The organism is Sphingomonas panaciterrae, from assembly GCF_036890205.1.
GTDB lineage: Bacteria > Pseudomonadota > Alphaproteobacteria > Sphingomonadales > Sphingomonadaceae > Sphingomonas > Sphingomonas panaciterrae.
On sequence record NZ_JAKNQR010000001.1, the window covers coordinates 738,078 to 761,071 of the forward strand.

Consider the following 22,994-nt stretch of genomic DNA (forward strand, 5'->3'; position numbering starts at 1 on the left):
GAACATGTAACCGTTTACCGCGAAAAACGGCGAGGACAATCCGGGCCTTGCCTTAGTCGTGTCGAGGAAACCACCACATCACGGTGGCGGGGAATGGCGTCCAGCGCCCGACCCTGACGCCGGCGAAGCGAAGCGCCTCCCCCACCCAGGCGTTGCAGGTGTGGATGGCGTCGTAGCGGCCGCGCGCCTCGTAAAAGGCATCATTGCCGAAATAGCCGGGATAATGCGCCCCGCCCGGCACGAGCGACGCCTGGATGAAGGCGGCGAGCCGGCGGTATTGCGCGGGCGTCACGACCAGCCGGTGAGCCTCCCCCGTCGGTGACGGAGCCGGCAGATGATCGACATGGACCAGGGTGCGATTGCTGCCGATCGCCGCGGCCACGACGACGCCGGGCCGCAGATCGGCCCAGGTCGGCGTCTCAAGGTAGAAGTCATGCTCCCCCCAGCCGACCGATACGTGATCGTAAGCGGCGAAGCGCGGATCGCGCAGGTCGCGGGCGGGAAAATACGGGCGCCAGTCCACGCCGGCGGCGAGCTTGGGCATGATGATGCCGGTGTGGATGCCGTTGGATTCGACATAGAGGGTGATGCCCTGCGCGGGCGCCACCCATTCGCGGTTGGCGGGAAGCACGCCCCCGACCATGCCGGCGAGCGGATAGGCGACCAGCGCCAGCACCACGGCAACCAGGATGAGAAGCGGGCGACGGCGCATCGCGGGGACCGTACCAGCCGGCGCGGCGCAGCACACCCCGGGCCGGCCGCTGTTTCCCATCGCTGCAACACCGCGCGGCGACGGGCGTTGGTCGATCCGGAAAGCGCTTATCAGGGCGACCGACACCGCAGGGTCGGTCGAATGACCCGAAAACAAGGAACAGGATGCAGATCGACCGGGAGGCCATTGCCGACTTCGCCCTGAAGACCATCGTCGCGATCGGCCTCGTCAGCCTCGCCCTGCTTGTCTGGAAGCTGCGGGATGCGGTGTTGCTGGTGTTCGCGGCGGTCATCACTGCGGTGATCCTCCGGGCCTTTGCCCGCGCGCTGCAACGGGTCGTGCCGATGGGCGACGGCATCGCATTGTCGCTCGCCACCGTGATCATCGCCGTGGTGGTGATAGGCGCGGTCGGGCTGTTCGGGCAGGAAGTGTCGACCCAGATCAGCGCATTGGCGAACATGCTGCCCGGCGCATGGGATACGCTGGTCGATACGGTTGGCGCCGAGCGGCTCGACCAGCTGGTCGATCGCTTCATGCCGGAGGGGGCGACGATCGCCTCGATCGCACAGTCGGTCATCAGCGTGGTGGTCAGCGCCGCTTCGGGCCTCGCGCTGGCGGTGCTGGGCGGGATCTATCTCGCGCTGTCGCCCGATACCTATCGCCGCGGCGCGCTGCGGCTGCTGCCGGCGAGCGCGCAGCGGCGCGCGACCCGGGCGATCGATCAGACAGGCGATTCGCTGCGCGCGTGGCTGATCGGACAGATCCTGCTGATGCTGCTGGTCGGGGTCGTGACGGGCGTCGGCCTGTCGGTGATCGGCGTGCCATCCGCCTTCGCACTGGGACTGATCGCCGGGCTGCTGGAGTTCGTGCCGCTGATCGGGCCGATTGCCGCCGCCATCCCCGGGGTGCTGATTGCGCTGACGATGGGGATTGAGACCGCTGCGCTGACCGCGGGCTTCTACCTCGTCGTGCAGCAGTCGGAGGGGAACATCCTGGAGCCGCTGGTGATGCGCAAGTCGGTGTCGATCCCGCCGGCCATCACGCTTTTTGCGATCTTCCTGTTCGGTGCCTTGTTCGGGCCACTCGGCGTCCTGCTGGGCGGGCCGCTCACCGTCGCGGCGTTCGTGATGGTGCGGGTGTTGTGGTTGAACGATGACCTGAGCGGTGGTCGGCAGGGGAAGGCTTCGGACCCGGCGGCGGATGGCGCCGCATAGCAAAACGGCCGCATCTGGGAGATGCGGCCGCTTGGCTGGTCAGTCCTGATCCGCTGCCTGTTCGGGCGATCAGTTCAGGCGACCGATCCCGGCAATCGTGCGGTTCACCAACGCGCGATCGGCATCAGGGCCGAGCCGATCGGCGATCAGCGTCGACGCGGCGTCCGCTGCCGCGGCGGCGGCGCGGGCACGGACCTCGTTCACCGCGGCGCGTTCAGCCGCTGCGATCTTGTCCTGCGCCATCTTTGCGCGGCGGTTCACGAGCTCGTCGGCATCGACCCGTGCCTGGGCCACGATGACTTCCGCCTCGTGATTGGCCTGCTCCGCCATCTCGGCCGCGGTCTTTTCCGCATCGGCGATCTTGCGGGCATATTCGTCGCGCAGCGCCTCAGCCTCGGCACGAAGCGCCTTTGCCTCGTCGAGCTGCTGGCGGATGCCGGCGATCTGGCGATCGAGGCCGCCGACCAGCATGGCCGGCACCTTCTTCGCCAGAAGAATGATGATGAGCACCAGCATCGCCAGCGACACGATCACCGTGCCATTGGCAAAGCCGAACAGCGACGGATCAACGTGGTGATCCGGGCCGCCCTCGGCGATCGAGGTGCTGAGCGCCTCGGTCCCCTCGGCGGTCATGCCCTCTGCCTCGGCCGCATGGGCGAGGTTTTCGGCGACCTGGGCGGAACCGCCGGTCGCGGCGGAGAGGATGATGAACTCAGCCATTCGCCATCGACGCCTTCACGGCGCCCCTCGCTTCGTCGGTCGACACCTGGATGCCGGACACGCGGGCCACGATCTCCTGCGCCGCTTCGGCGGCGATCGTCTCGATCTCGCCCAGCGCACGTTCCGTGGCCGCCTTGATATCCGCCTCAGCGGCCGCGATCTGCTGCGCCTGATCGGCGGCAGCCAGCGACAGCCGTTCCTCGGTAGCCTTGGCCGCCCGCTGACGCGCCTCAGCGACGAGCGCCTGCGCCTTTTCACGGTTGGCCTGGTCGCGCACGCGCCAGTCGGCTTCCACCTTGTCGGCAGCGTCACGCGCAGCCGAGGCGGCGGCGAGATCAGCCGCGATCGAGCGATCGCGCGAATCGATCGTCTTCTGCACCTTGGGCAGCATGCCGCGGCCCACGACGAAGAAGACGATGCCAAAGGTGATCACCAGCCAGAAGAGCTGGGACGCCCATGTCGCGGCAAGTTGGGAAATCTGAGGCATCGAAAATCCTGCCTGAACAGGGCCAGCGTCACGCGCCGGCCCCGTCAAGGATCATGTTAAGCGACGAACACCAGGATCATCGCCACGACGAACGACAGCAGACCGAGAAGTTCCGCACCGGCGAAGCCGATGAACAGACGGCCCTGCTGCGCGTCTGCCGCACCCGGATTGCGCAGCGCGCCTTCGAGGAACTTGCCGAACACGTTGCCCACGCCGAGCGAGGCGAGGCCAGCACCAACGGCCGCGAGACCGGCGCCGAGCAGCTTTGCGGCTTCTGCGTCCATTTCAGTAACTCCCTATCAAAAATCAGATGGTTGGAAAAAACAGGTGAAAACTCAGTGCAGGTTGACCGCATCGTTGAGATACAGCGAGGTCAACAGCGCAAAGACATAGGCCTGGATGCCGGCGACGAGCAGTTCGAGCGCCGAGATGCCGACCATCAGGCCGAAGCTGGGGATACCCACCAGCAGGCCGATGCCGAGGCCGGCGTTGCCGGCATTGACGACGAACCCGGCCAGCACCTTCAACAGGATGTGCCCGGCGGTCATCGCGACGAACAGTCGCAGGCCGAGGCTGAACGGGCGCACCATGAACGAGACGAACTCGATCAGCGGGATGACCGGCAGCAGCCACCAGGGCGTGCCGTGCGGCACGAACAGACTGAAGAAGTGAAGGCCGTGACGATAGAAGCCGACCACCAGCACGATCGCGAACGACAGGATCGCGAGGATCCCGGTGATGGTGAAGTGGCTGGTGAAGGTGAAGGGATGGACGCCGATCACGCCGAGCGGCAGCAGGCCGAGCACGTTGGCGAACAGGATGAACATGAACAGCGAGAAGACGTAGGGAACATAGCGCTTCCCTTCCGGTCCGATGTTCTGCGCCAGCATGTTGTCGATGAAGCGCACGAAGCCCTCCACCATCATCTGGCCGCGCGTCGGCACAACCTTGCCCTTCGTGCCGAGCGACATGAAGCCGATCAGCACGATCGTGGCCACGGCCATCCACATGGCCGAGTTCGTAAAGGCAATATTGTATCCGGCAATCTGCCAGTCCTGGGTGCCGAACAACGGCTCCACCAGAAACTGGTGCATCGGATCGATCTTGCCGCCGCCTTCCGCCACGCCTGTATTTCCCTAACGAAAGCGCCCGATTGTCACTTCGGGCGCTTGGTCGAAATCCGAATGATGTTTCTGAACGCAGCGATCGTCCCGAGGGCGAGCATCACGAGCAGACCCCAGGGCTGCGTGCCCGCAAATCGGTCGATCACCCAACCAATCAGCGCGCCGCCGACCATTCCCCCGGTCAATTCGGCGAGCACACGGTTTCCGAGGCGATAACCGCCGTCGGATTCCACCGCGCTCGCCTTTGTCCGGCTCGCCTCGTCCGCCTGCGCCGCCTTCAACCGCTCATCGAGCGAGGTGAGGCGTGCATCGTTGCCGAGGGAGTCTGGTCCGGGCTCTTTCTCGACCATTCGCGCACTCCCCAATATTGGTTGGGCAGGCGCGAAGAAGCCAAGTGGCGAGCCCGCCAAGGCGCCGTCCGGTTAGCCGGGGGGTCCGGGGGTGTCAACACTTGGCCACCCCCTGCCCCCCTTCGTCGGCACCTTATCAGCCCGTTAGCGGGCGCATTTGGGGCCGACTCAGATGCAGCGCGGATCGCGGGTCGGCGCACCGGCCCCGCGAGTCTGCCACACGCCATCCGGCGTACGGTACTTCTCACCTGCCTGAGTCTGCTGGATGAGGTTGCAGCCGCTGGTGAAGGCGAGCTGCTCCACGGTCGCGCCCGATGCCTGCGCCTTTTGCGTATAGGCGGCCTTGCGCTGGATATTGATCGCGTTGACCAGCGCGCGCAGCTCCGCATTGCCGGCGCCGACCACGCCGAGATAGCCGTCCGGCTGTTCCCCGACCTGACCCGCCGCACGCGCCGCCGCATAGGCCGGATCACGCTGCGCCAAGGCAACGCTCGAGACGCCGCTGAGCGCCAGCGCCCCCGCAACCATCCACATCACCTTCTTCGTCATGTCAAAAGATCCCCGGATTCTGCTTGATCAGCGATTTGGCCTCGCTGTCGAGGCGATACACCACCTCCTGCGTGACGCTGATATTGAGGTTGATCACGATCGGCTTGTCCGGCGCGGAGACGTTCACGCACGCCCCCGTTGCCAGGACCGTTGCCGCCAGGACCTTCCCCTTCAGCACCGCAGAGATCGTGCGCCCTCCAACAATGTTCAACGTTTCGTTCATGGCATCATCTCGCTTGCGGAGGGCTGAATGGCGGGTGGTTGGCGGGCGGGCGGCTGGTTCGGGAGCGGTTGGGCACGCCGGTTCTGTTCTTCGATAAGGGCGGGCAGGTTGCGGTCGATCAGCCGCTTGGGATCGTAGAAGCTGGCAACCGAATCGATCAAGCCGCGGAAGGGCGCGGTGATGCGGATGTTGAACACGAAGGGCAGTTTCTGCAGGCGGCGAATGAGGAAGTTGGACTTCGCCCCCTCCCCCTGGCTGATCCCGGCGAACTTGACCTCGGTCACCATCTCGCCGGCGAGTGGGCCGTTCATCACCAGCTCCAGATTGCGGTAGCGAAGCGAGCGAAGCGCCTGGAACGCGATATTGCCCCAGGTGCCCAGATCCTCCTCGGTCAGTTCGCCGAGATAGGCGATGCTGCCGCCGCCCTCGCGCATCACCAGCCGGCCGTCTTCGATTCGCCCGCCGCTCTGGTCGAAGATCATCGGCAGGACGCCATCAGCCACGCCGGTCGCGTCGAGATTCTTGAAATCGAACTTCTGCAGAAAGTGGCGCGCCTCCATCCCCTCGATCAGGAAGGTCATGTGGCGTTCCTGCGGGGAGGAAAAATCGAGCAGCGTCGGGCGCAGCGTGAGCGTGCCGGAAGCGAAGGGCCAGACGCCGCCATTCACCTTCACCCGCAAGTCGCGCAGCAGTTGATAGTCGATCACGCCGTCGGTCACCGCGACGCCGGGGTTGATCTCCGCGACGGTGACCGTCTGATTCGGCGCCGATTCGAGCGCGAGCAGATCGGTGAAGCGAAGCTGGCCCTTGATCCCGGCGACCGGGCCGAACGCCGCGGCGAGATCAAGCTGGTCGGTGGCGAAGGTGCCGGTCGAGGCCACGCCATCGGGGGACCAGTCGATGTTCCCCACGCCGCGCACGTTGCCGCGCACATCGGCGATGACGCCAAAGGTCAGCGGGGTAAGCTCCTCCGGCTGGAAGCCGTCGCCGAAGGTGATGCCGGGAACATCGAGCCGTGCGTTGCCGGCGCCGCTCGACAGCTGATGCCGGATCGTGACGGCTGCGACCTTCACGTTCTTCGCCGGTTCGAACAGCGTGCCATCGGCGGTGATGACGTTGTCGGCGAGGCGCAGCGTGACGGTGCGCGCGGCGAGCGGGCGGAAGCGGGCGCTGTCCGCCGTGTCGCTGACCGACAAGGCGCCCTCCAGCGACAGGACTGACGCAGCGAAGCGCCAGTCTCCCGCCGCATCGGCCAGCTGGAGCGGGACCGCGCCGATCCGTCCCGAGCCGCCAGCAAAGGTGCCGAGGATGCCGCCCGATGCGACCCGGCCGACCAGCCGGGCGAAATCGAGCTCGGTCACGCTGCCGGTGCGGCCGATCCGGGCGGCGACATCGTCAAGCGCGAAGGATGCGCCGGCGTGGCGCCATTCGGCACGCGCGGCGCGGAGCTGCAGCGGCGTGCCGCCCAGCGTGCCGGTGAGCTGCGGGCTGGCGATCGCGATCCCCCCGCCGACGCCGCCCCGACCGAGGCGGAACATCGCGCCGTCCACCGGGCACAGTGCCAGCCGGATGTCGCGCAATGCGAGCCCCGACAGGGCGATGCGGGTGAAGGAGGCGTCGGCGCAGGCGCGATTGAGGGTCAGCGCGCCATGCTCGTCGAGCTGCGCCGCCAGCGGGATGCGCAATTCCTCCACCGCCCCGCCGCTGAGCGGGCCGGTGAGTGTGGCGATCGCCTGAAGCGAGGTGCGGCCATCGGGGGCCGCGGTGAAGCGCGCCGGGGTGAGCGCGAGCCGCGCGCCGCCGGCCGCATAGGGCGCGACCTGCGCACCGCCCGAGATCGGCCCGCCCGCCCGTTGCTGCGCGACGCGGACGGTCGCCTCGGGCAAGCCGCCGCCGCTGAGGCGAAGCGTGCCGTTGGCGCGGATGCCGGCGGGGTGACCGAGGATCACTTCCCCGCCCTCGCCGAACAAGAAGGCCGCGCCGCTTGCCGAACGAACGGTAAGCTCGCGCAGAGTCGCGAGCGGGCGGTTCGTGGCGGTGCCGAACGCCGCCTCGCCGGTGATGGTGAAGTCCGCACCCGCGCGCGCCAGAGCAGTGCCAGCCGCAGTCGCGAGCGGCGCGAGCGGGGTGCCCGCGGCGCTATCGCCGGCGGCGGCCAGCTGGCGCTGCGTCGCCGAGGGAAGCGCGACGTTCTGGCCATCGAACCGGCCAGCCACGATCGCGCGGCCGCCCGCGAGCCGCCACGTGCCCGCGAACCCGGCCTGGCGGCTGCTGGCGCCGGCGACGCTCACCTGCTCGCCGCGCAGCTGTGCGCGCCCCTCCGTCCGGGTCTTGTCGCCGGTGAAATCGAGCTGTCCGGTCAGTGAAGCGGTGCGCGCGCCGCTGCCGGCGATCGCGCCGCTGCGCAGCGCGGCTCTACCGCTCCAATGAGTCAGCGCGGCGTTGAGGCTGGCGTCCAGCCGCGCTGCCGGCTGCTCGGCGCGGATGCCGGCGCATGACAAGGCCATGGCGCGCAGCGGGCCGGCGACGTGCGGCGCGGCCTCTCGCACGCGGATGTCGAGAAACGCGGTCGGTCGCTGGATCGCGCAATCGCCGACGGTGACGCCGGGCGCGACCGCGGCGAGTGTACCCCGGAAGTCCTGATCGAGCCGGCCGCGCCCCGACAGGCGGAGGCCGACGACGCCGAGCGGCGTTTCCAGCCGCATCCGCGCGTCCTCCACGTCAACACCGAGCGCCGGCAGCGCGAAGGGCTGGCCGGATGGCGCCGGCAGGAGGCGATCGATCGCGCCGAGGGACAGCCGCCCGTCCACCAGCCGCCCACGCAGCCGCACATGGCCGGCGCGCACCGCATCGAGGGCGGGAACACCCCCGCGTAGCGCGATCCGCGTCTCGATCCAGTCCGCCACCAGATCGGGATTGGCCGGATCCCCGATCACGACATTGGTCAGCCGCTGCCGCCGGACGCCGAGGTTGTCGATGCGGTAGCTGGCGGGAACATTGCTTGCGGCGAAGGTGCGGTCGATGACGCCCGAGGCGATCGGCACGCGCGACAGCCACAAGGCGGCAACGCCCACCAGCACGACCAGCAAGAGGACAAGCAGCCACCGCCGGGACATGCGGCGGCGTTGCTGTGCGACCTCTCCCGCTGTCACAATGCCCCTTCTCGATCCCAGAACAAAGCGCACCTCTAGGGGGTGATCATGGCACTTGGAAGAAGCACGGTGGCGGACATGCGGCAGTGCCGTCCACCATCGGGATCAGCCGCGCCGCGGCGCGATTGCGCACGGGGGTCGCGCGCCCTAGCCTGACGCGCGATGGCCGACGACGAACCTGCCGCATCAGACAATCACGGCCATCGCGCGCGGTTGCGCGGGCGGTTGCTGGCGGGCGGCGGCGACGCGCTGCTGGACCATGAGCTGATCGAGTATCTCCTGGCGCTGGCGATCCCGCGCCGCGATACCAAGCCGCTCGCCAAGGCGCTGCTGCGCGAGTTCGGCGGGATCGGCGGGCTGCTGACGGCGGATGCCGAGGCGCTGCGGCGTGTGCAGGGAATGGGCGAGACCAGCGTCGCGGCGATCAAGATCGCGCAGGCCGCGGCGATCCGCCTGCTTCAATCTGAAGCGGCGGCGCGGCCGATCCTGGGCAATTGGCAGGCATTGCTCGACTACCTCCACGCCGACATGGCGCATCATGTGATCGAGCGGGTGCGGGTGCTTCATCTCAACAGCCGCAACATGCTGATCCGCGACGAGGTGATGAGCGAGGGATCGATCGATCAGGCGCAGGTCCATGTGCGCGAAGTGATCCGCCGTGCGATCGACCTGGGCTCCGCGGCGATCATCCTGGTGCACAACCACCCCTCGGGCGACCCCTCCCCCAACCGCGCCGACATCGAGATCACGCGCGCGATCATCGATGCCGGCAAGGGTCTGGGCATTGCGGTGCACGATCACCTGATCATCGGCACCAGCGGCCATGTGAGCCTGCGTGCCAAGGGACTGATGTAACCGGCGGCGCAGACTGCAATCAGTGGCCGGCGTTCTTTTCGGCCTTTTCCTCCGCCGCGGTCTTCGGCTCGGACATTTGCGGCGGCTCCGAGGTGATCATCGACCCTTCCAGCGCAATGTCGAGCTTCGCGTCCTCATCAAGCGGATTGCCGTCGGCATCGGTTTCGGCGAGCGGGTCGGTCTGCGCGGGATTGAGCGGGGGATTGGACATGAGGGTCTCCTTCGCCGCATCAACGGCGAAGAAGGCGTGGCCGTTCCGCTTTGCTCACTTCGCGTGGTAGAAGTCGTACACCTGCTGCGCGACGCCGGCGCTGACACCGGGCGCCTTCTGCAGATCGGCGAGGCTGGCATTGCGCACCGCGCGCGCGGTGCCGAAGTGCATCAGCAGCGCCTTCTTGCGCGCCGGGCCGATGCCGGGGACTTCGTCCAGCGGGCTCGCCCCCATCGCCTTGGCGCGTTTGTCGCGATGCGCGCCGATGACGAAGCGGTGCACCTCGTCGCGTAGCCGCTGAAGGTAGAACAGCACCGGCGAATTGACCGGCAGCGTCAGTTCGCGCCCGTCCATCAGGTGGAACACCTCGCGCCCCTCGCGGCCGTGGTGCGGGCCCTTGGCGACGCCGACGAGACACACGTCCTCGATGCCGAGATCCTCCAGCACCGCCTTGGCCGCATTCAGTTGTCCCCGGCCACCGTCGAGCAGCACCAGATCGGGCCAATTGTCCCCGTCCCGATCGGGATCCTCCTCGATCGCGCGGGCGAAGCGGCGGGTCAGCACTTCGCGCATCATCGCGAAATCGTCGTCGGTCGCCGCCTGCTTGATGTTGAACTTGCGATACTGGCCCTTGCGGAAGCCCTCCGGCCCCGCGACGACCATCGCGCCGACGGCATTGGTGCCCTGAATGTGGCTGTTGTCATACACCTCGATCCGCTGCGGCGGCTCGGCGAGGCCGAACAGGTCCGCGACCTCACGGTTGAGCTTCGCCTGCGTGGTGCTTTCGGCCAGCCGGCGCTCAAGCGCTTCCTTGGCGTTGCGGCAGGCCTGTTCCATCAGCCGCTTGCGCGTGCCCCGCTGCGGCACCTCGATCGACACCTTGCGCCCGGCCTGGGTCGTCAGCGCCTCGGCCAGCAGGTCCGCCTCCGGCAGCACGCGATCGACCAGCACCGCCTTCGCCGGCGGCACCTCCTCATAGAATTGCATGAGGAACAGGGTCATCACCTCTTCCTCGGTCACATCCGCGGTGTGCGCGGGGAAGAAGCTGCGGTGGCCCCAATTCTGGCCGCCGCGGATGAAGAAGGCCTGGATGCCGATCACGCCTTCATGGCTGGCGAGCGCGAAGATGTCCGCGTCGCCCACCCCTTCGGCGTTGATGAATTGCGAGCCCTGGATGAAGGTCAGTGCGCGCAGCCGGTCGCGGAGCACTGCGGCGAGCTCGAAATCCATCGCCGCGGCGGCGGCTTCCATCTGGGCGCCCAGCTTCGCCTGGACGTCGGTTGTCTTGCCGGCGAGGAATTTCTTCGCGTCGGCAATCAGCTCGTCATAGCCGGCCTTGTCGATCCGGCCGACGCACGGCGCCGAGCAGCGCTTGATCTGGTACAGCAGGCACGGCCGGTCGCGCGTCTTGAAGAAGCCGTCGGTGCAGCTTCTGAGCAGGAACAATTTCTGCAACGCATTCAGCGTGTTGTTGACGCTGCCCGCGCTGGCGAAGGGGCCGTAATAATCGCCCTTCGCGCGGCGGGCGCCGCGATGCTTCTGGATGCGCGGAAACTCGTGATCGGCGCGCAACAGGATGAAAGGAAAGCTTTTGTCGTCGCGCAGCAGGACGTTGTACGGCGGGCGATAGCGCTTGATCAGCTGCGCCTCGAGCAGCAGCGCCTCAGCCTCGTTGTTGGTCGTGACGATGGTCATCGACCGGGTCTGCGACACCATCCGCTGGAGCCGCTTCGACAGGTTGTTGATCTGCGCATAGTTGGTGACGCGGTTCTTCAGCGCGCGCGCCTTGCCGACGTAGAGCACGTCGCCGCGCGCATCCTGCATCCGGTACACACCGGGCCGCAACGGCAGCGTCTGAACGACATTGCGGATCGCCGCCACGCCAGCCTCCAGATCGGGCTGGTCGCTGCCGCGGATCGCGAATGTCGCTTTCTCTTCGTTGAACCGGTCAGGCGGGCCGTAGGAACCTTGCATCGTTCTCGCGATCTAGGGCCGAGCGGCCGGTTTTTGAACCATGAAGCGACGAAGCGGCTGGGTGCGAAGCGGCTGGGTGCGCCGCGAGGCGGGGAACGCGCGGCTTGGCACAGGTGTTGAGCGCGCATGACCCAGAAACGCGAGAGCAACGGCCGCTTCAAGGCCGATCATCATCAGCGCAACGTCGCGATCGGCGCCGCCACCGCGATCGGCGCGATCGCCACGGGGCTGGCCAGCGCGATCCATTTCGGCCTGTTCGACCGCTTCTTCGCGCCAAAGGACGGACATCGTGCGCCGGATCTGGAGGGCGATCATCATCCGGGCCCGAACGAGCGCGCGCCGGATCATTTCCGCCCCGATCCGACGGCGCCGGTGCCGGCATCGGAGCGTGAGGCGCTGCGCCCGGCCACCGGCCCGGCGCCGGGCTTTGCCGCCAATCGCGGCGACCTGCGCAGCGAACCGTAAGGCCGGGCCGAACAGGCCGATGACGCGCGCTGCTGGCAGCGTCATCGGCCCGGTTTCAGCAGGCCCTTATTGGGCAGGTGCCTTCACGCCCTTGGCGCGATCGTACACCTTTTCTCCGCCGACCCAGGTCTGTTCGACCTTGATGTTGCGCAGGCCCATCGCGTCGACGGTGAGCGGATCGCGGTCCACGACGATGAAGTCGGCCTTCTGCCCGGGGGCAAGATTGCCGAAGTTCTTTTCCGCGAAGCCGGCATAGGCCGCGCCCCCGGTGAACGCCCACCACGCCTGTTCCCGCGTGACCGCTTCCTCCGGGTGCCAGCCGCCGGGCGGCTGGCCATTGGCGTCCTGCCGCGTGAAGGCGGCGGCCCAGCCGGCCCAGGGATCGGGCTTCTCGACCGGGAAGTCGGAGCCGAACGCCAGCTTGCCGCCATTGTCGAGCACCGATTTCCAGGCATAGGCGCCGTTCAGCCGGTTGGGGCCGAGCCGCGCCTCCGCCATGGTGCGGTCGCCGGTCTGGTGAGTCGGCTGCATCGAGGCGATCGTGCCGTACTTGCCGAAGCTCTTGAGATCGTTGGGATCGACGATCTGGGCATGTTCGATCCGCCAGCGACGATCGCCGCCATAGGTGGCGTTCAGCACCTGGATCGCATCGAGCACCTGCGAATTGGCCTTGTCGCCGATCGCGTGCACCGCGAGCTGGAAATTATCCATCGCGGCGCGGCTCATCTGGTTCTGCAGCTGCGTGTCGGACAGGAAGCTCAGCCCCTTCTCTCCCGCCGCATCGGCATAAGGCGCCTTCAGCGCCGCGCCGCGCGACCCGAGCGCGCCGTCGAGGTAGATCTTCACCCCGCCAAGGCGCAGGCGATCGTCGTACAGCCACGGCGTCGGCCCCTTGCCGCCAATCTGGCTCGCGGTATCGACACCGGCGGCATAGCTCATGACGCGCACGCGCATCGCACCGATATCGGCCATGCGGCGATAGCTGAGCCAGTCATCGACCGTTGTGCCCATGTCGGCGACGGCGGTGATGCCATTGGCGAGAAGCGCCTGCTGCGCCTCGAGGAAGGCGGCGTCGCGCTCCTTGGGCAGAGGCTTGGGCACCGCGCGCTCGATCAGCTGCATCGCCGCGTCGACGAAGACGCCGGACGGCGCATTGCCGCTCTTCTCGATGCGGCCGCCGGCAGGAGACGCCGTCGCCGCGGTGACATTTGCCTCCCGCATCGCCGCAGTGTTGGCCCAGCCGGCGTGGCCGTCGGCGCGCTCCAGCCAGACGGCGCGGTCGCCGACCACCGAATCGAGATCCGCGGCGGTCGGGAAGCGCCCGAGGCCCCAGGCCTCCTGGTTCCAGCCACGGCCGGTGATCCACTTGCGATTGGGATTGGCGCGCGCATAGGCGGCGACCATCGCCTTCGCCTCGTCGAGCGACCGCGCGCCCGACAGGTCGAGCGAAAGCGCGCCGAAGCCGAGCCCCATGACGTGGCCGTGCGCGTCGATGAAGCCGGGCAGCACCGTCTTGCCGCCCATGTCGATGCGCCAGTCGTAGAGCGGCTTGCCGGCGTTCTTCTTCAGCTCGCGACGGCTGAGCTTGGGCGGCTGCTCGCCCGGCGGGACCAAGCGGGTGACACGGCCCTGCTGGTCGATCAGCAGCGCCTTGAAGCGGACGACCTTGCCGTCGGCGGTGGGCGCGATGCCGTTGACGTTGTCGACGATGCCATCGGCGCTCGCCGGGACCGCCATCACGGCCGTTGCGAGCAGGAGAAGAGCGCGCTTCATCGCGGCAACCTCCGCACCAGCGCACTCGTATCCTGCCTGCCACCACCCATTTTCTGTACCTCGGCGTAGAATTGATCCACGAGCGCCGCCACCGGCAGCACCGCCCCGTTCCGCTTCGCCTCATCCAGCGCAAGGCCAAGATCCTTGCGCATCCAGTCGATCGCGAAACCAAAGTCGAATTCGTCGCGGGCCATGGTCGGCCAGCGGTTCACCATCTGCCAGCTTTGCGCCGCGCCGCCGGAGATCGCCTCGAACACCTTGTCGAGATCGAGGTGGCTGGCCTGGGCGAAGCGAAGCGCCTCAGACAGGCCCTGAACGACGCCGGCGATGCAGATCTGGTTGACCATCTTCGTCTGCTGGCCGGCACCCGGCGCGCCGACATGGACGATCCGGGCCGCATAGGCCTCCATCACGGGGCGGGCGCGGAGAAAGGCGGCCTCGCTGGCGCCGCACATGATCGACAATTGGCCCTTTTCTGCGCCTGCCTGGCCGCCCGATACCGGCGCATCGACGCTAAGCGGCCGCGCCGCTGCGAGCCGCCGCGCGATGTCCGCCGAGACGGTGGTATGGTCGATGAACAGCGCATCGTCGGCCATCGCACCGAACGCGCCATCGGTGCCCAAAGTGACGGCGGCGAGATCATCGTCGTTGCCGACGCAGGTGATCACCGCCTCGGCGCCTGCCGCCGCAGCCGCGGGCGTATCGGCGACGGTAAGCCCGGTCGCCTCCGCCTTTGCCCGTGTCCTGTTATAGACGGTGACCTGATGGCCGGCGCGCGCCAGATGCCCGGCCATGGGTGCACCCATGACGCCGGTGCCGATGAAAGCGATCCTCATGCCCGGCGGGATAGGGCCTGTTTGCACCGCGCGCCAGATGCTCCTACTGGCGACCTTTGCGAACCAGGATCGATGATCCCGTTCGGGCCGAGCATGTCGAAGCCCCTGCCCTTCTTCTCCGAAGAAACGACAGCCCTTTCGACATGCCGGGGCGAACGGCTGGTAGGACCTATGCGTATGGCGACTGCGGTGCACCCGACGACCGAAACCCTTCCCGTCAGCATGGCGGACGTGCGCGCCGCCCACAGCCGAATTCGCGATTCCATCGTTCGAACGCCCACGCTGATCAGCAAGACGCTGTCGGCGCTGGCCGGCGCGACGATCTACCTGAAGTTCGAGAATTTGCAGTTCACCGCGGCGTACAAGGAGCGCGGCGCGCTCAACACGCTGCTGCTGCTGGACGACGATGCCAAGGCGCGCGGCGTCATCGCCGCATCGGCCGGCAACCACGCGCAGGGGCTGGCCTATCACGCCAACCGGCTGGGCGTCCCCGCGACGATCGTCATGCCGACGACCACGCCGATCGTGAAGATCGTCCAGACCGAGGGCCATGGCGCGACGGTGGTGCTGCACGGCGCGACCTTTGACGAGGCTTATGCCCATGCGCGGGTGCTGGAGGCGGAGCGCGGCTATACCTTCGTCCATCCGTTCGATGATGCGCGAGTCATCGCCGGCCAGGGCACGGTGGCGATCGAGATGCTGGAGGAGATCCCCACGCTCGACACTTTGGTGGTGCCGATCGGCGGCGGCGGGCTGATTTCCGGCATGGCAACGGTGGCGCGCGCGGCTGACCATCCGATCGAGGTGATCGGCGTGCAGGCCGAGCTGTTCCCGTCGATGTACAACAAGCTGCGCCACACCGACCTGCCCTGCGCCGGCGACACACTGGCCGAGGGCATTGCGGTAAAGCAGCCCGGCGGGGTCACCGCGAAGATGGTCGAGGCGCTGGTCGACGATATCCTGCTGGTGAGCGAGCGCAGCCTGGAGGAATCGGTCAGCCTGTTGCTTCAGATCGAAAAGACAGTGGTCGAGGGCGCCGGGGCGGCGGGCCTTGCCGCGGTGCTGGCGAACAAGGATCGCTTTGCCGGCAAGTCGGTCGGCATCGTGCTGTGCGGCGGCAATATCGACACCCGGCTGCTGGCCAATGTTCTGCTGCGCGACCTGGCGCGATCGGGCCGGCTGGCGCGGCTGCGCATCCGGCTGCAGGACCAGCCGGGCGCGCTCTACAATGTCGCGCGCATCTTCGACCAGGAGCGGGTCAACATCCTGGAGCTGTCGCACCAGCGCATCTTCACCAACCTGCCGGCGAAGGGCCTGAGCCTCGACGTGGAATGCGAGACGCGCGACCGCGCGCATCTCGACCGGCTGCTCGCCGCGCTGGACGTGGCGAAATATCAGGTCAGCCTGATCGAGCTTGCCTGAGCAAACCACCGGCGGCGCGCGATATTCTGCCCCACATTGGGGCATTTCGCCGCGCCGGTAGGAATTGCTTCACCCATCCGCGGCAAAACGGCGGCGCGCCGGCTTCTCACGGGGGCGGCGTCTCTTCATATCGATCACGGCACGCGCGCGAGGGCCGCGTTCGACTGGAGTTCCGTCAGCGGTGACCGCCTCTTTCCGTTTTCCGCGTTTCTTCGTCACCAGCCCTGCGCCCTGCCCGTATCTGCCCGGGCGCGAGGAGCGGAAGGTGTTCACCGAATTGTCGGGGCCGAACGCGGCGGAGCTGAACGACGCGCTGGGCCGGATCGGGTTTCGTCGCAGTCAGTCGGTCGCCTATCGCCCCTCCTGCGCCGGGTGCAGCGCCTGCGTGTCGGTACGGGTGCGCACGACCGAGTTCGTCCCCAATGCCAGCCAGCGCAAGCTGATCCGCCGCAGCGCCGACCTTGACGTGGCGGCGTGCAAGCCATGGGCGACGGACGAGCAGTTCCAGTTGCTGTCGCGCTACCTGACGCATCGCCATCCGACGGGCGGCATGGCCGGGATGGACGAGCAGGATTATGCCGACATGGTGGAACATTCGCCGGTCAACACCGTCATCGTCGAATATCGCGAGCCGGCGCGCGACGGGCGGCCGGGGCGGCTGATCGGCGCGTGCCTGACCGACCAGCAGGCCGATGGCCTGTCGATGATCTACAGCTTCTTCGACCCCGACCTGCCGACGCGGCCGGGGCTCGGCAATCTCATCATCCTGGACCACATCCTGCGCGCGGCGCGTGCGGGGCTGCCCTATGTCTATCTTGGTTATTGGGTGAAGGGCGCGGAGCGGATGGCGTACAAGACGCGCTACCAGCCGCTGGAGGCGCTGGGCCCGCGCGGCTGGGCGCTGATGGAGGATGAAGGTGAAGCAGCGTCGGCCGAGCAGATCGCCTGACGTTTTCGGGCGCTTAGTCCGCGCCCTGCACCGTCACGTCGACCTCCAGCGCCTCGCGCCCATCGCCGAGGCGTGATCCCGCCACCGGCGCGGCCTGCGCCGCATCGAGCGCGACGGCGACCCGGACATGATGCTCCTCCGGCGATTGGCCGAGCCAGGGGTCGAAGCCGACCCAGCCCAAGCCTTCCTGCCATGCCTCCGCCCAGCCATGCGGCGTGGGGCGGTGATCGCCGGTAAGGTCGCAATAACCCGAGACGTAGCGCGCGGGCACGCCGATCGCGCGAGCCGCGGCGATGAACACCTGCGCCATGTCGCGCGCGGTCAGCGCGTCGCGCGCGAATGCGTCGGTGACGGCAAGGCCAGCCTCCGGCCGGCCGCAATCGTCGGCGAAGCGATCACGCACCGCATGGTTCAGCCGGTGCAGCGCGGGAATGTCGGTTCCGTCGGCAGCACGCGTGGCGAAATCGGCAATCTCCGCGTCGGCCGCGGTGGTCGGTGTCGTGCGCAGGAAGAAGCGCGGCGGCAGCAGTTCGTGTGCGCCGTGCAGCACGCCGGCCGACGGGCTGGTCACCACCTCCCCCGTGACGGTCAGTTCGAGTTGGTCGAGCGGGCCTTCGCAATAGAGCATGGTGGTGGCATTGCCAAAGCCGTCGCGATGGTGCGTCATGCGGGCATCGCAATCGACCGCGATATGCCAGGAGGCGACCGTCTGGTCGTGCAGGTCGGAGGGGGTGAGCCGCAGCAATTGCACGATACGGCCCTGCGGCGCGGTGAAGGCGTAAAAGGTGCGGTGATCGATCGACAGGCGCATCAGGCGAACTTGAACTGGCGGCCGATCGCCGCGTGAAGTTGATCATTCTCGGCGATCAGCGCCTCCAGATGCTGGTGCAGGCCGGACACGATGACGTCGCTGGTGCGCGTCTTGCTGACCCGCGCATGGCGGGTGCGGGCCATGCGATCCGCCTCGCCATTGGTGCCGGTGCGCTTGGCAAGCTGGGTCAGCACGTCGGTCACCTCCTCGATCGCGCCGGCAATGCTGCGCGGCAGTTCAACGCGCGAGAGCAGCAGGTCGATCACGTTCGCGGGCTGCAGCCCGTCATTGTAGAGCCAGCGGAAGGCGGTGACGGCCGACACCGTCTGCAGGATGGTGGTCCATTGATCGCGATCGACCGCGCCGCCGACCTCCTGCCCTTCGGGAAGGAGGATATGGTATTTGACGTCCAGCAGACGCGCGGTGTTGTCCACCCGCTCCGTCGCCTGGCCCAAGCGGATGAACAACGTCGTCTGGTTGCGCAACATGCGGTGCAGCGCGCCCTCGAACCCGCGAGTCTCGGCCTTTACCGCATCGACCAGCGCCAGCGCGCGATCGGGGTCGAGCCGGCTGACGCGCTTGTCGAACACCAGCCAGGCGCCGTTGATCGCGGACCAGGCCTCCCGCGTCAGTGCGGTGCGCACGGCGCGGGCGTTCATCCGCGCCATGTCGAGGCTGCGCACGAGCGAGCCGGGGTGCGACGTATCGCTGGTGAGGAAGCGCGAAACGGCCTCGCGCGTCAGGCTGGCGCCAGTCGCCTTGAACGCAGCCTCCGTATCAGTGACGGTCAGCGCGGAGAGCCACGCCGCCTCCCCCGCCGGGCGCGCCGACAGGACATCGAGGCGGATCGTCGCCTCGACCAGCCGGGCGATGAAATCGGCACGTTCGATGTAGCGGCCCAGCCAGTAGAGCGAGCTGGCGGTACGGCTCAGCATCGCGCGTCCCCCCATAGGGAGCGGCGCACCGCGAGGCTCACAGGCTCTGCTCCTGCGTCATCGTGCCCATCGTCTGCGACTGGCGCCACTGATCGTCGAGCAGCACGAACGAATCCTTGGTGCCGCCGCCCTGCGACGAATTGACGACCAGCGATCCTTCGCGAAGCGCGACGCGGGTGAGGCCGCCGGGGACCACCTGAACGCCCTTCGAGCCGGTCAGGACGAAGGGGCGGAAATCGACGTGGCGCGGTGCGACACCCTGATCGACCAACGTGGGCACAGTCGAAAGCGCGAGCGTCGGCTGCGCGATGTAGCGATGCGGCTCCTTTTCCAGCACGGCGCGGAAGGTGGCGATCTCCTCCTTGCTGGCCGTCGGACCGACGAGCATGCCGTAGCCGCCCGAGCCATCGACCAGCTTCACCACCAGTTCGTCGAGGTGGTCGAGCGTGTAGCGCAGCGCCTCCGGTTCGCGGCAGCGCCAGGTTTCGACATTGGGAAGCTTCGCCTCGGCGCCCGAATAGAAGCGGACGATTTCGGGCATGTAGCTGTAGATCGCCTTGTCGTCGGCGATGCCGTTGCCCGGCGCGTTGATGATTGCGACGTTGCCGGCGGCGTAAGCGGCGGTGAGGCCGGGGACGCCGAGCAGCGAATCGGGACGGAACACCAAAGGATCGAGGAAGTCGTCGTCGACGCGGCGGTAGATCACGTCCACCTTCACACGGCCAGCAATGGTCCGCATGTAGACCATGTCGTCATCGACCACGAGGTCGGCCGCCTCGACCAGTTCGATCCCCATCGAATCGGCGAGGAAGCTGTGTTCGTAGTAGGCGGAGTTGAAGTGGCCGGGGGTCAGCACGACGCACGTTGGGTTCTGCGCGCAGCCGCGCGGCGCGACCGAGCGCATCGTTTCCAGCAGGCGATCGGGGTAGCTGTCGACCGCGGCGACGCGGAACTGCTCGAACAGTTCGGGGCACAGCCGGACCATCGCCTCGCGATTTTCCAGCATGTAGCTGACGCCCGATGGCGTGCGGGCATTGTCCTCCAGCACGTAGAATTCGTCGGCGCCGGTACGCACCAGGTCGATCCCGCAGATATGCGCCCAGATCCCGTGCGGCGGGCGGATGCCGAAGATCTCAGGGCGGAACTGCGGGTTGAGGAAGATCAGCTCCTCCGGCAGCACGCCGGCCTTCAATATCTCCTGCGCGCCATAGATGTCGTCGAGGAAGGCGTTGATCGCCTCCACCCGCTGGACCAGCCCCTGCGACAGGCGTGCCCATTCGTCCGCGAGAAAGACGCGCGGCACGATGTCGAACGGGATGATCCGCTCGCTCGCGTCGCTATCGCCGTAAACCGCGAAGGTGATGCCGAGTTGGCGAAAGGTGGTTTCGGCCGCCTCCTGCCGCCGGCGCAATTCGTCGGACGGCGTTTCGTCCAGCCACCGGACGAGATTGTCCATTTCCGGGCGCGTTTGCTCACCCAGCCCCATGATTTCGTCGAATGCCCGAGTCCCCATTCGACCGATAACGCTCCAGGATCGTTTCGGGTGCATGCTGTGCGATAATGTTGCGCCGCACAAGAGCGCGGCGACAGCCGCATACGAAAACGCCGCCATTGCGGCGGCGTTCCGTCGTCCTCAGTCGGCGTATTTCACCGAACAGCCATAGGGGCGCGCCTCGGCCACCGACACTTTCTTGCCGGCCTTCACCTCTCCCAAGGCGGCGAGCAGGTGGTTGTGCGCGCCGGCGATGTCGGCCTTGTTAGCGGTCGGCTTGTCGTCGATCCCGCCCTGGTAGACGAGCTTCCCCGAGGCATCGATCAGATACATGTGCGGCGTGGTCTTGGCGCCATAGCCCTTGCCGACGCGGCCCTGCGGATCGAGCAGATAGGCGGTCGGCTGCGCCTTTTGCGCCGCGAGAAACGCCTTTGCCTCGGCGCCGGTCATATGGCCCTGCTTGCCCGGCGCGCCGGAATTGATGGTAAGCCACGCGGCGCCCATCGCCTTCGCCTTTGCCTGCGCGGCCTGCATGTTGCCGCTGTCATAATGTTTCTGCACGAACGGGCAGCCGGGGTTGTTCCATTCCAGCACCACGGGCCGCCCCTTGAACTGCGACAGCGTCACAGCCTTTCCATCGGCGTCCATGAGGCGGAAGTTGCCGGCGGGCTGGCCGGTCGTCTGTTCGGCGGCGGCGGGCATCGCGGCCAGGGCCACGATCGCAAAAGGAAGCAGGCGCATCATCGCTCTCCTCAACTCTTCGTGCCCCCCGGCAATGCCGCAAGCATGCCGCTGGTCAGCAATTGCGGCAAGACCTGCGGACGATCGGCGCCCTTCGGATACCAGAGATAGAGCGGCACGCCGGCGCGGTTGTGCGCCTCGATGAAGCGGCCGAGCGCGGGCTCGCCGTCGGTCCAGTCGCCCACCAGCACCGCGACATTGCCATCGGCAAAGGCCTGGCGCGCGGCGTCGGTCTCGATCGCGGTTTTCTCATTCACCTTGCACGTCACGCACCAGTCGGCGGTGAAATAGGCGAACACTGGCCGCCCCTCGGCACGCAACGCGGCGAGTCGCTCCTCGGTGAAGGGCTCATCGGTGGCAGAGGCGACCGCGGCAGCGGGCGGCGCTGCACGGACCAGCAGCACGCCGGCCATCGCCAGCGCAAGCGCCGGCACTGCCGGCCACCACACACGCTCGCGGCCCGCGGCCTGGCGGCGGCCGGACCACCACAGGCCGAAGGCGGCGAGCAAGGTGGCGCCGAGCCCGATCGTCATCCCGTCGACGCCCGCCTGACGCCCGAGCACCCAGGCGAGCGCCAGCGCGGTGAGGAACATCGGCACCGACAGGATGCGCCGCAGCCGCGCCATCCACGGCCCGGGCTTGGGCAAGCGGCGGCGCAGCGCGGGGACGAAGCCGATCGCGAGGAACGGCAGCGCGATGCCGAGCCCCAGCCCGGCAAACACCAGCATCGCGGCAAGCGGCGGGAGGACCAGCGCCGCGCCCAGCGCCGCCCCCATGAACGGCCCGGTGCACGGCGTCGCCACGAACGCCGCCAGCGCGCCGGTGGCGAAGGCGCCGCCGGCACCCGATCGGCTGGCGAAGCGCGGCGTCGGCAGCTCGAACAGCCCCGCCAAGTTGAGCGCGATCCCCATGACCAGCAGCAGGAGCACGCCGATGACGCGCGGATCCTGCAACTGGAACGCCCAGCCGACACTGGCGCCGCCCGCGCGCAAGGCGAGCAGCACGCCGCCCAGCGCCAGGCAGACCAGCACGACACCGGCGGTATAGGCCAGCGCCTCGCGCCGCGCCGCGCTCTCCGTCTCACCCGAACGCGCGAGCCCCAGCGCCTTCAGGCTGAGGATCGGGAAGACGCAGGGCATGATGTTGAGCAGCAGGCCGCCGAGCAATGCCCCGGCAAAGGCGAGCAGCGCGGGCATCAGCGCGCCCGTCGCTGCAGCGGGCGCCGGCGCAGCGACGGTGCCCGGGTTGGCGCTGATCGCGAAGCCCTGCCCGTCGCCGGTCGCCAGCACGCCCTCGAGCGCGCCAGTCGCCGGGGTCGATGCGGCCTTTGTCGCGACGACGAGCTGGTCGCCATCGCGAGTCACGCTCTGCGGCGCGGCATAATCGATCGCGCCACCGGCGAGCGGGTAGAAATAGGCGTCGCGAATGGACGCATCGGCAGGGAACGGCACGGCGAGGCGGAACTGGCCATCCGCTGCCTGCCATGTCGCGGTCGAACCCAAGGGCCGGGGCAGCTTCTGGCGCCATTGGTCGAAGCGCGCGCGGGTCGCAGGATCAACCGCGCCGTCACCGACGACGAGTTCGGTCGACAGCGTCTGGCTTTCGGGGACGCAGATCTCCTTGGTGCAGACCAGATAGTCCGCCTTCACCGACACCGGCAGGCGCGTGCCGGCGGGCAGGCCAGCGGGGATCTTCAGGTCGACCAGCTGGGCGAAGGGCGCCTCATAGACATAGTTCATCAGCCCGCCGACGATCAGCCGCTCGGGCACCGGATAGCGCAGATCGCCCGCGCTCACGCCGTCGGGCAGTTTCCAGTCGAGCTGAGTTTCGATCCCGGCGTCGCCCGGATTGCGCCAATAGCCGTGCCATTCCGGCTCAGGCCGCGAATCGAACGCGAGCGTCACGGTGCTGCCGGCGGCCGGGCGCGCCGTCTCGGGCACCAGGGTGATCGCCACATGACGGGTCTGCGCCGGCGCGACAGTCGCCAGCACCGTCATGA

General features: G+C 67.9%; 23 protein-coding genes. 5 read left to right on the forward strand and 18 right to left on the reverse strand.

Translation table 11 applies throughout. The features are described from left to right. Positions 1-52 precede the first annotated feature (52 nt). Complete coding sequence (locus tag L8F96_RS03630; protein ID WP_334655107.1) at positions 53-712, reverse strand: TIGR02117 family protein; 660 nt, start codon at positions 710-712, stop codon at positions 53-55. Positions 713-876: 164 nt separating this feature from the next. Here L8F96_RS03630 and L8F96_RS03635 point away from each other — a divergent pair, with 164 nt between their 5' ends. Then, on the forward strand, positions 877-1,926 hold the full coding sequence (locus tag L8F96_RS03635) for an AI-2E family transporter (protein ID WP_334655108.1): 1,050 nt from the start codon (positions 877-879) through the stop codon (positions 1,924-1,926). A gap of 69 nt (positions 1,927-1,995) precedes the next feature. Here the strand turns inward: L8F96_RS03635 and L8F96_RS03640 are convergent, their stop codons facing one another. The 8 genes from L8F96_RS03640 to L8F96_RS03675 form a co-directional block, all read right to left on the reverse strand. After that, the gene (locus L8F96_RS03640) at positions 1,996-2,646 is read right to left on the reverse strand and encodes a F0F1 ATP synthase subunit B family protein (protein WP_125945449.1); all 651 of its coding nucleotides are present in this window, start codon (positions 2,644-2,646) and stop codon (positions 1,996-1,998) included. After that, the gene (locus tag L8F96_RS03645; RefSeq protein WP_136450644.1) at positions 2,639-3,133 is read right to left on the reverse strand and encodes a F0F1 ATP synthase subunit B family protein; all 495 of its coding nucleotides are present in this window, start codon (positions 3,131-3,133) and stop codon (positions 2,639-2,641) included. Before L8F96_RS03645 ends, L8F96_RS03640 begins: the two co-directional genes overlap by 8 nt. Before the next feature lie 56 nt (positions 3,134-3,189). Beyond that, a complete protein-coding gene (locus tag L8F96_RS03650; RefSeq protein ID WP_046409264.1) occupies positions 3,190-3,417 on the reverse strand; it encodes a F0F1 ATP synthase subunit C in 228 nt (75 codons plus the stop codon). A gap of 51 nt (positions 3,418-3,468) precedes the next feature. Then, on the reverse strand, positions 3,469-4,257 hold the full coding sequence (locus tag L8F96_RS03655) for a F0F1 ATP synthase subunit A (protein ID WP_125944320.1): 789 nt from the start codon (positions 4,255-4,257) through the stop codon (positions 3,469-3,471). Positions 4,258-4,289: 32 nt separating this feature from the next. Beyond that, positions 4,290-4,607, reverse strand: coding sequence for an AtpZ/AtpI family protein (locus tag L8F96_RS03660; RefSeq protein WP_046409262.1), 318 nt, complete (start codon positions 4,605-4,607; stop codon positions 4,290-4,292). A gap of 168 nt (positions 4,608-4,775) precedes the next feature. Continuing rightward, positions 4,776-5,156: a YdbL family probable chaperone protein gene (locus L8F96_RS03665; RefSeq protein WP_046409261.1), complete on the reverse strand. Its 381-nt coding sequence runs from the start codon at positions 5,154-5,156 to the stop codon at positions 4,776-4,778. A 1-nt stretch (position 5,157) separates the two neighbouring features. Next, a complete protein-coding gene (locus L8F96_RS03670) occupies positions 5,158-5,379 on the reverse strand; it encodes a YnbE family lipoprotein (protein WP_334655110.1) in 222 nt (73 codons plus the stop codon). Then, the gene (locus tag L8F96_RS03675) at positions 5,376-8,495 is read right to left on the reverse strand and encodes an intermembrane phospholipid transport protein YdbH family protein (RefSeq protein WP_334655111.1); all 3,120 of its coding nucleotides are present in this window, start codon (positions 8,493-8,495) and stop codon (positions 5,376-5,378) included. The genes L8F96_RS03670 and L8F96_RS03675 overlap by 4 nt, the downstream gene beginning before the upstream one ends. A 198-nt stretch (positions 8,496-8,693) precedes the next feature. Between L8F96_RS03675 and radC the strand changes: the two genes are divergently transcribed. Then, positions 8,694-9,386, forward strand: coding sequence for a RadC family protein (radC, locus tag L8F96_RS03680; RefSeq protein ID WP_334655113.1), 693 nt, complete (start codon positions 8,694-8,696; stop codon positions 9,384-9,386). Between the two features lie 19 nt (positions 9,387-9,405). On the opposite strand, the gene L8F96_RS03685 is transcribed toward radC, so the two are convergent. Together L8F96_RS03685 and uvrC are read right to left on the reverse strand one after the other, a co-directional pair. After that, a complete protein-coding gene (locus L8F96_RS03685) occupies positions 9,406-9,597 on the reverse strand; it encodes a hypothetical protein (RefSeq protein WP_125944316.1) in 192 nt (63 codons plus the stop codon). A 54-nt stretch (positions 9,598-9,651) separates the two neighbouring features. Next, a complete protein-coding gene (gene uvrC / locus L8F96_RS03690) occupies positions 9,652-11,571 on the reverse strand; it encodes an excinuclease ABC subunit UvrC (RefSeq protein WP_334655114.1) in 1,920 nt (639 codons plus the stop codon). A 126-nt stretch (positions 11,572-11,697) separates the two neighbouring features. Between uvrC and L8F96_RS03695 the strand changes: the two genes are divergently transcribed. Next, positions 11,698-12,036, forward strand: coding sequence for a hypothetical protein (locus L8F96_RS03695; RefSeq protein ID WP_136450648.1), 339 nt, complete (start codon positions 11,698-11,700; stop codon positions 12,034-12,036). Between the two features lie 66 nt (positions 12,037-12,102). On the opposite strand, the gene L8F96_RS03700 is transcribed toward L8F96_RS03695, so the two are convergent. Together L8F96_RS03700 and L8F96_RS03705 are read right to left on the reverse strand one after the other, a co-directional pair. Further along, positions 12,103-13,809: an amidohydrolase gene (locus tag L8F96_RS03700; RefSeq protein ID WP_334655115.1), complete on the reverse strand. Its 1,707-nt coding sequence runs from the start codon at positions 13,807-13,809 to the stop codon at positions 12,103-12,105. Further along, positions 13,806-14,645 carry an NAD(P)-dependent oxidoreductase gene (locus tag L8F96_RS03705; RefSeq protein WP_125944313.1) on the reverse strand — a complete coding sequence of 280 codons (840 nt, stop codon included), beginning with the start codon at positions 14,643-14,645 and terminating at the stop codon, positions 13,806-13,808. Before L8F96_RS03705 ends, L8F96_RS03700 begins: the two co-directional genes overlap by 4 nt. A gap of 177 nt (positions 14,646-14,822) precedes the next feature. Here L8F96_RS03705 and L8F96_RS03710 point away from each other — a divergent pair, with 177 nt between their 5' ends. Both L8F96_RS03710 and L8F96_RS03715 read left to right on the forward strand, forming a co-directional pair. Further along, a complete protein-coding gene (locus L8F96_RS03710; protein WP_296218289.1) occupies positions 14,823-16,067 on the forward strand; it encodes a threonine ammonia-lyase in 1,245 nt (414 codons plus the stop codon). A gap of 181 nt (positions 16,068-16,248) precedes the next feature. Continuing rightward, positions 16,249-17,016, forward strand: coding sequence for an arginyltransferase (locus L8F96_RS03715; protein ID WP_296218286.1), 768 nt, complete (start codon positions 16,249-16,251; stop codon positions 17,014-17,016). A gap of 13 nt (positions 17,017-17,029) precedes the next feature. Here L8F96_RS03715 and L8F96_RS03720 read toward each other — a convergent pair whose 3' ends face one another. The 5 genes from L8F96_RS03720 to L8F96_RS03740 form a co-directional block, all read right to left on the reverse strand. Then, entirely contained in the window at positions 17,030-17,827 is a 798-nt protein-coding gene (locus L8F96_RS03720) for a transglutaminase family protein (RefSeq protein ID WP_296218284.1), read from the reverse strand. Next, positions 17,827-18,762: an alpha-E domain-containing protein gene (locus L8F96_RS03725; RefSeq protein ID WP_046409251.1), complete on the reverse strand. Its 936-nt coding sequence runs from the start codon at positions 18,760-18,762 to the stop codon at positions 17,827-17,829. Before L8F96_RS03725 ends, L8F96_RS03720 begins: the two co-directional genes overlap by 1 nt. A gap of 37 nt (positions 18,763-18,799) precedes the next feature. Beyond that, positions 18,800-20,275: a circularly permuted type 2 ATP-grasp protein gene (locus tag L8F96_RS03730; protein WP_334655120.1), complete on the reverse strand. Its 1,476-nt coding sequence runs from the start codon at positions 20,273-20,275 to the stop codon at positions 18,800-18,802. A gap of 120 nt (positions 20,276-20,395) precedes the next feature. Beyond that, on the reverse strand, positions 20,396-20,995 hold the full coding sequence (locus L8F96_RS03735) for a redoxin family protein (protein WP_334655122.1): 600 nt from the start codon (positions 20,993-20,995) through the stop codon (positions 20,396-20,398). An 11-nt stretch (positions 20,996-21,006) separates the two neighbouring features. Beyond that, positions 21,007-22,992, reverse strand: a complete 1,986-nt coding sequence (locus L8F96_RS03740) for a protein-disulfide reductase DsbD family protein (protein WP_417158941.1) — start codon at positions 22,990-22,992, stop codon at positions 21,007-21,009. Between the last annotated feature and the right edge of the window lie 2 nt (positions 22,993-22,994).

Coding starts and splice junctions, on each gene's coding strand:
- L8F96_RS03630 (WP_334655107.1), bottom strand. CDS start 712: ATGCGCCGTCGCCCGCTTCTCATCCTGGTTGCCGTGGTGCTGGCGCTG.
- L8F96_RS03635 (WP_334655108.1), top strand. CDS start 877: ATGCAGATCGACCGGGAGGCCATTGCCGACTTCGCCCTGAAGACCATC.
- L8F96_RS03640 (WP_125945449.1), bottom strand. CDS start 2,646: ATGGCTGAGTTCATCATCCTCTCCGCCGCGACCGGCGGTTCCGCCCAG.
- L8F96_RS03645 (WP_136450644.1), bottom strand. CDS start 3,133: ATGCCTCAGATTTCCCAACTTGCCGCGACATGGGCGTCCCAGCTCTTC.
- L8F96_RS03650 (WP_046409264.1), bottom strand. CDS start 3,417: ATGGACGCAGAAGCCGCAAAGCTGCTCGGCGCCGGTCTCGCGGCCGTT.
- L8F96_RS03660 (WP_046409262.1), bottom strand. CDS start 4,607: ATGGTCGAGAAAGAGCCCGGACCAGACTCCCTCGGCAACGATGCACGC.
- L8F96_RS03665 (WP_046409261.1), bottom strand. CDS start 5,156: ATGACGAAGAAGGTGATGTGGATGGTTGCGGGGGCGCTGGCGCTCAGC.
- L8F96_RS03670 (WP_334655110.1), bottom strand. CDS start 5,379: ATGAACGAAACGTTGAACATTGTTGGAGGGCGCACGATCTCTGCGGTG.
- L8F96_RS03675 (WP_334655111.1), bottom strand. CDS start 8,495: ATGTCCCGGCGGTGGCTGCTTGTCCTCTTGCTGGTCGTGCTGGTGGGC.
- radC (WP_334655113.1), top strand. CDS start 8,694: ATGGCCGACGACGAACCTGCCGCATCAGACAATCACGGCCATCGCGCG.
- L8F96_RS03685 (WP_125944316.1), bottom strand. CDS start 9,597: ATGTCCAATCCCCCGCTCAATCCCGCGCAGACCGACCCGCTCGCCGAA.
- uvrC (WP_334655114.1), bottom strand. CDS start 11,571: ATGCAAGGTTCCTACGGCCCGCCTGACCGGTTCAACGAAGAGAAAGCG.
- L8F96_RS03695 (WP_136450648.1), top strand. CDS start 11,698: ATGACCCAGAAACGCGAGAGCAACGGCCGCTTCAAGGCCGATCATCAT.
- L8F96_RS03700 (WP_334655115.1), bottom strand. CDS start 13,809: ATGAAGCGCGCTCTTCTCCTGCTCGCAACGGCCGTGATGGCGGTCCCG.
- L8F96_RS03705 (WP_125944313.1), bottom strand. CDS start 14,645: ATGAGGATCGCTTTCATCGGCACCGGCGTCATGGGTGCACCCATGGCC.
- L8F96_RS03710 (WP_296218289.1), top strand. CDS start 14,823: ATGGCGACTGCGGTGCACCCGACGACCGAAACCCTTCCCGTCAGCATG.
- L8F96_RS03720 (WP_296218284.1), bottom strand. CDS start 17,827: ATGCGCCTGTCGATCGATCACCGCACCTTTTACGCCTTCACCGCGCCG.
- L8F96_RS03725 (WP_046409251.1), bottom strand. CDS start 18,762: ATGCTGAGCCGTACCGCCAGCTCGCTCTACTGGCTGGGCCGCTACATC.
- L8F96_RS03730 (WP_334655120.1), bottom strand. CDS start 20,275: ATGGGGACTCGGGCATTCGACGAAATCATGGGGCTGGGTGAGCAAACG.
- L8F96_RS03735 (WP_334655122.1), bottom strand. CDS start 20,995: ATGCGCCTGCTTCCTTTTGCGATCGTGGCCCTGGCCGCGATGCCCGCC.
- L8F96_RS03740 (WP_417158941.1), bottom strand. CDS start 22,992: ATGACGGTGCTGGCGACTGTCGCGCCGGCGCAGACCCGTCATGTGGCG.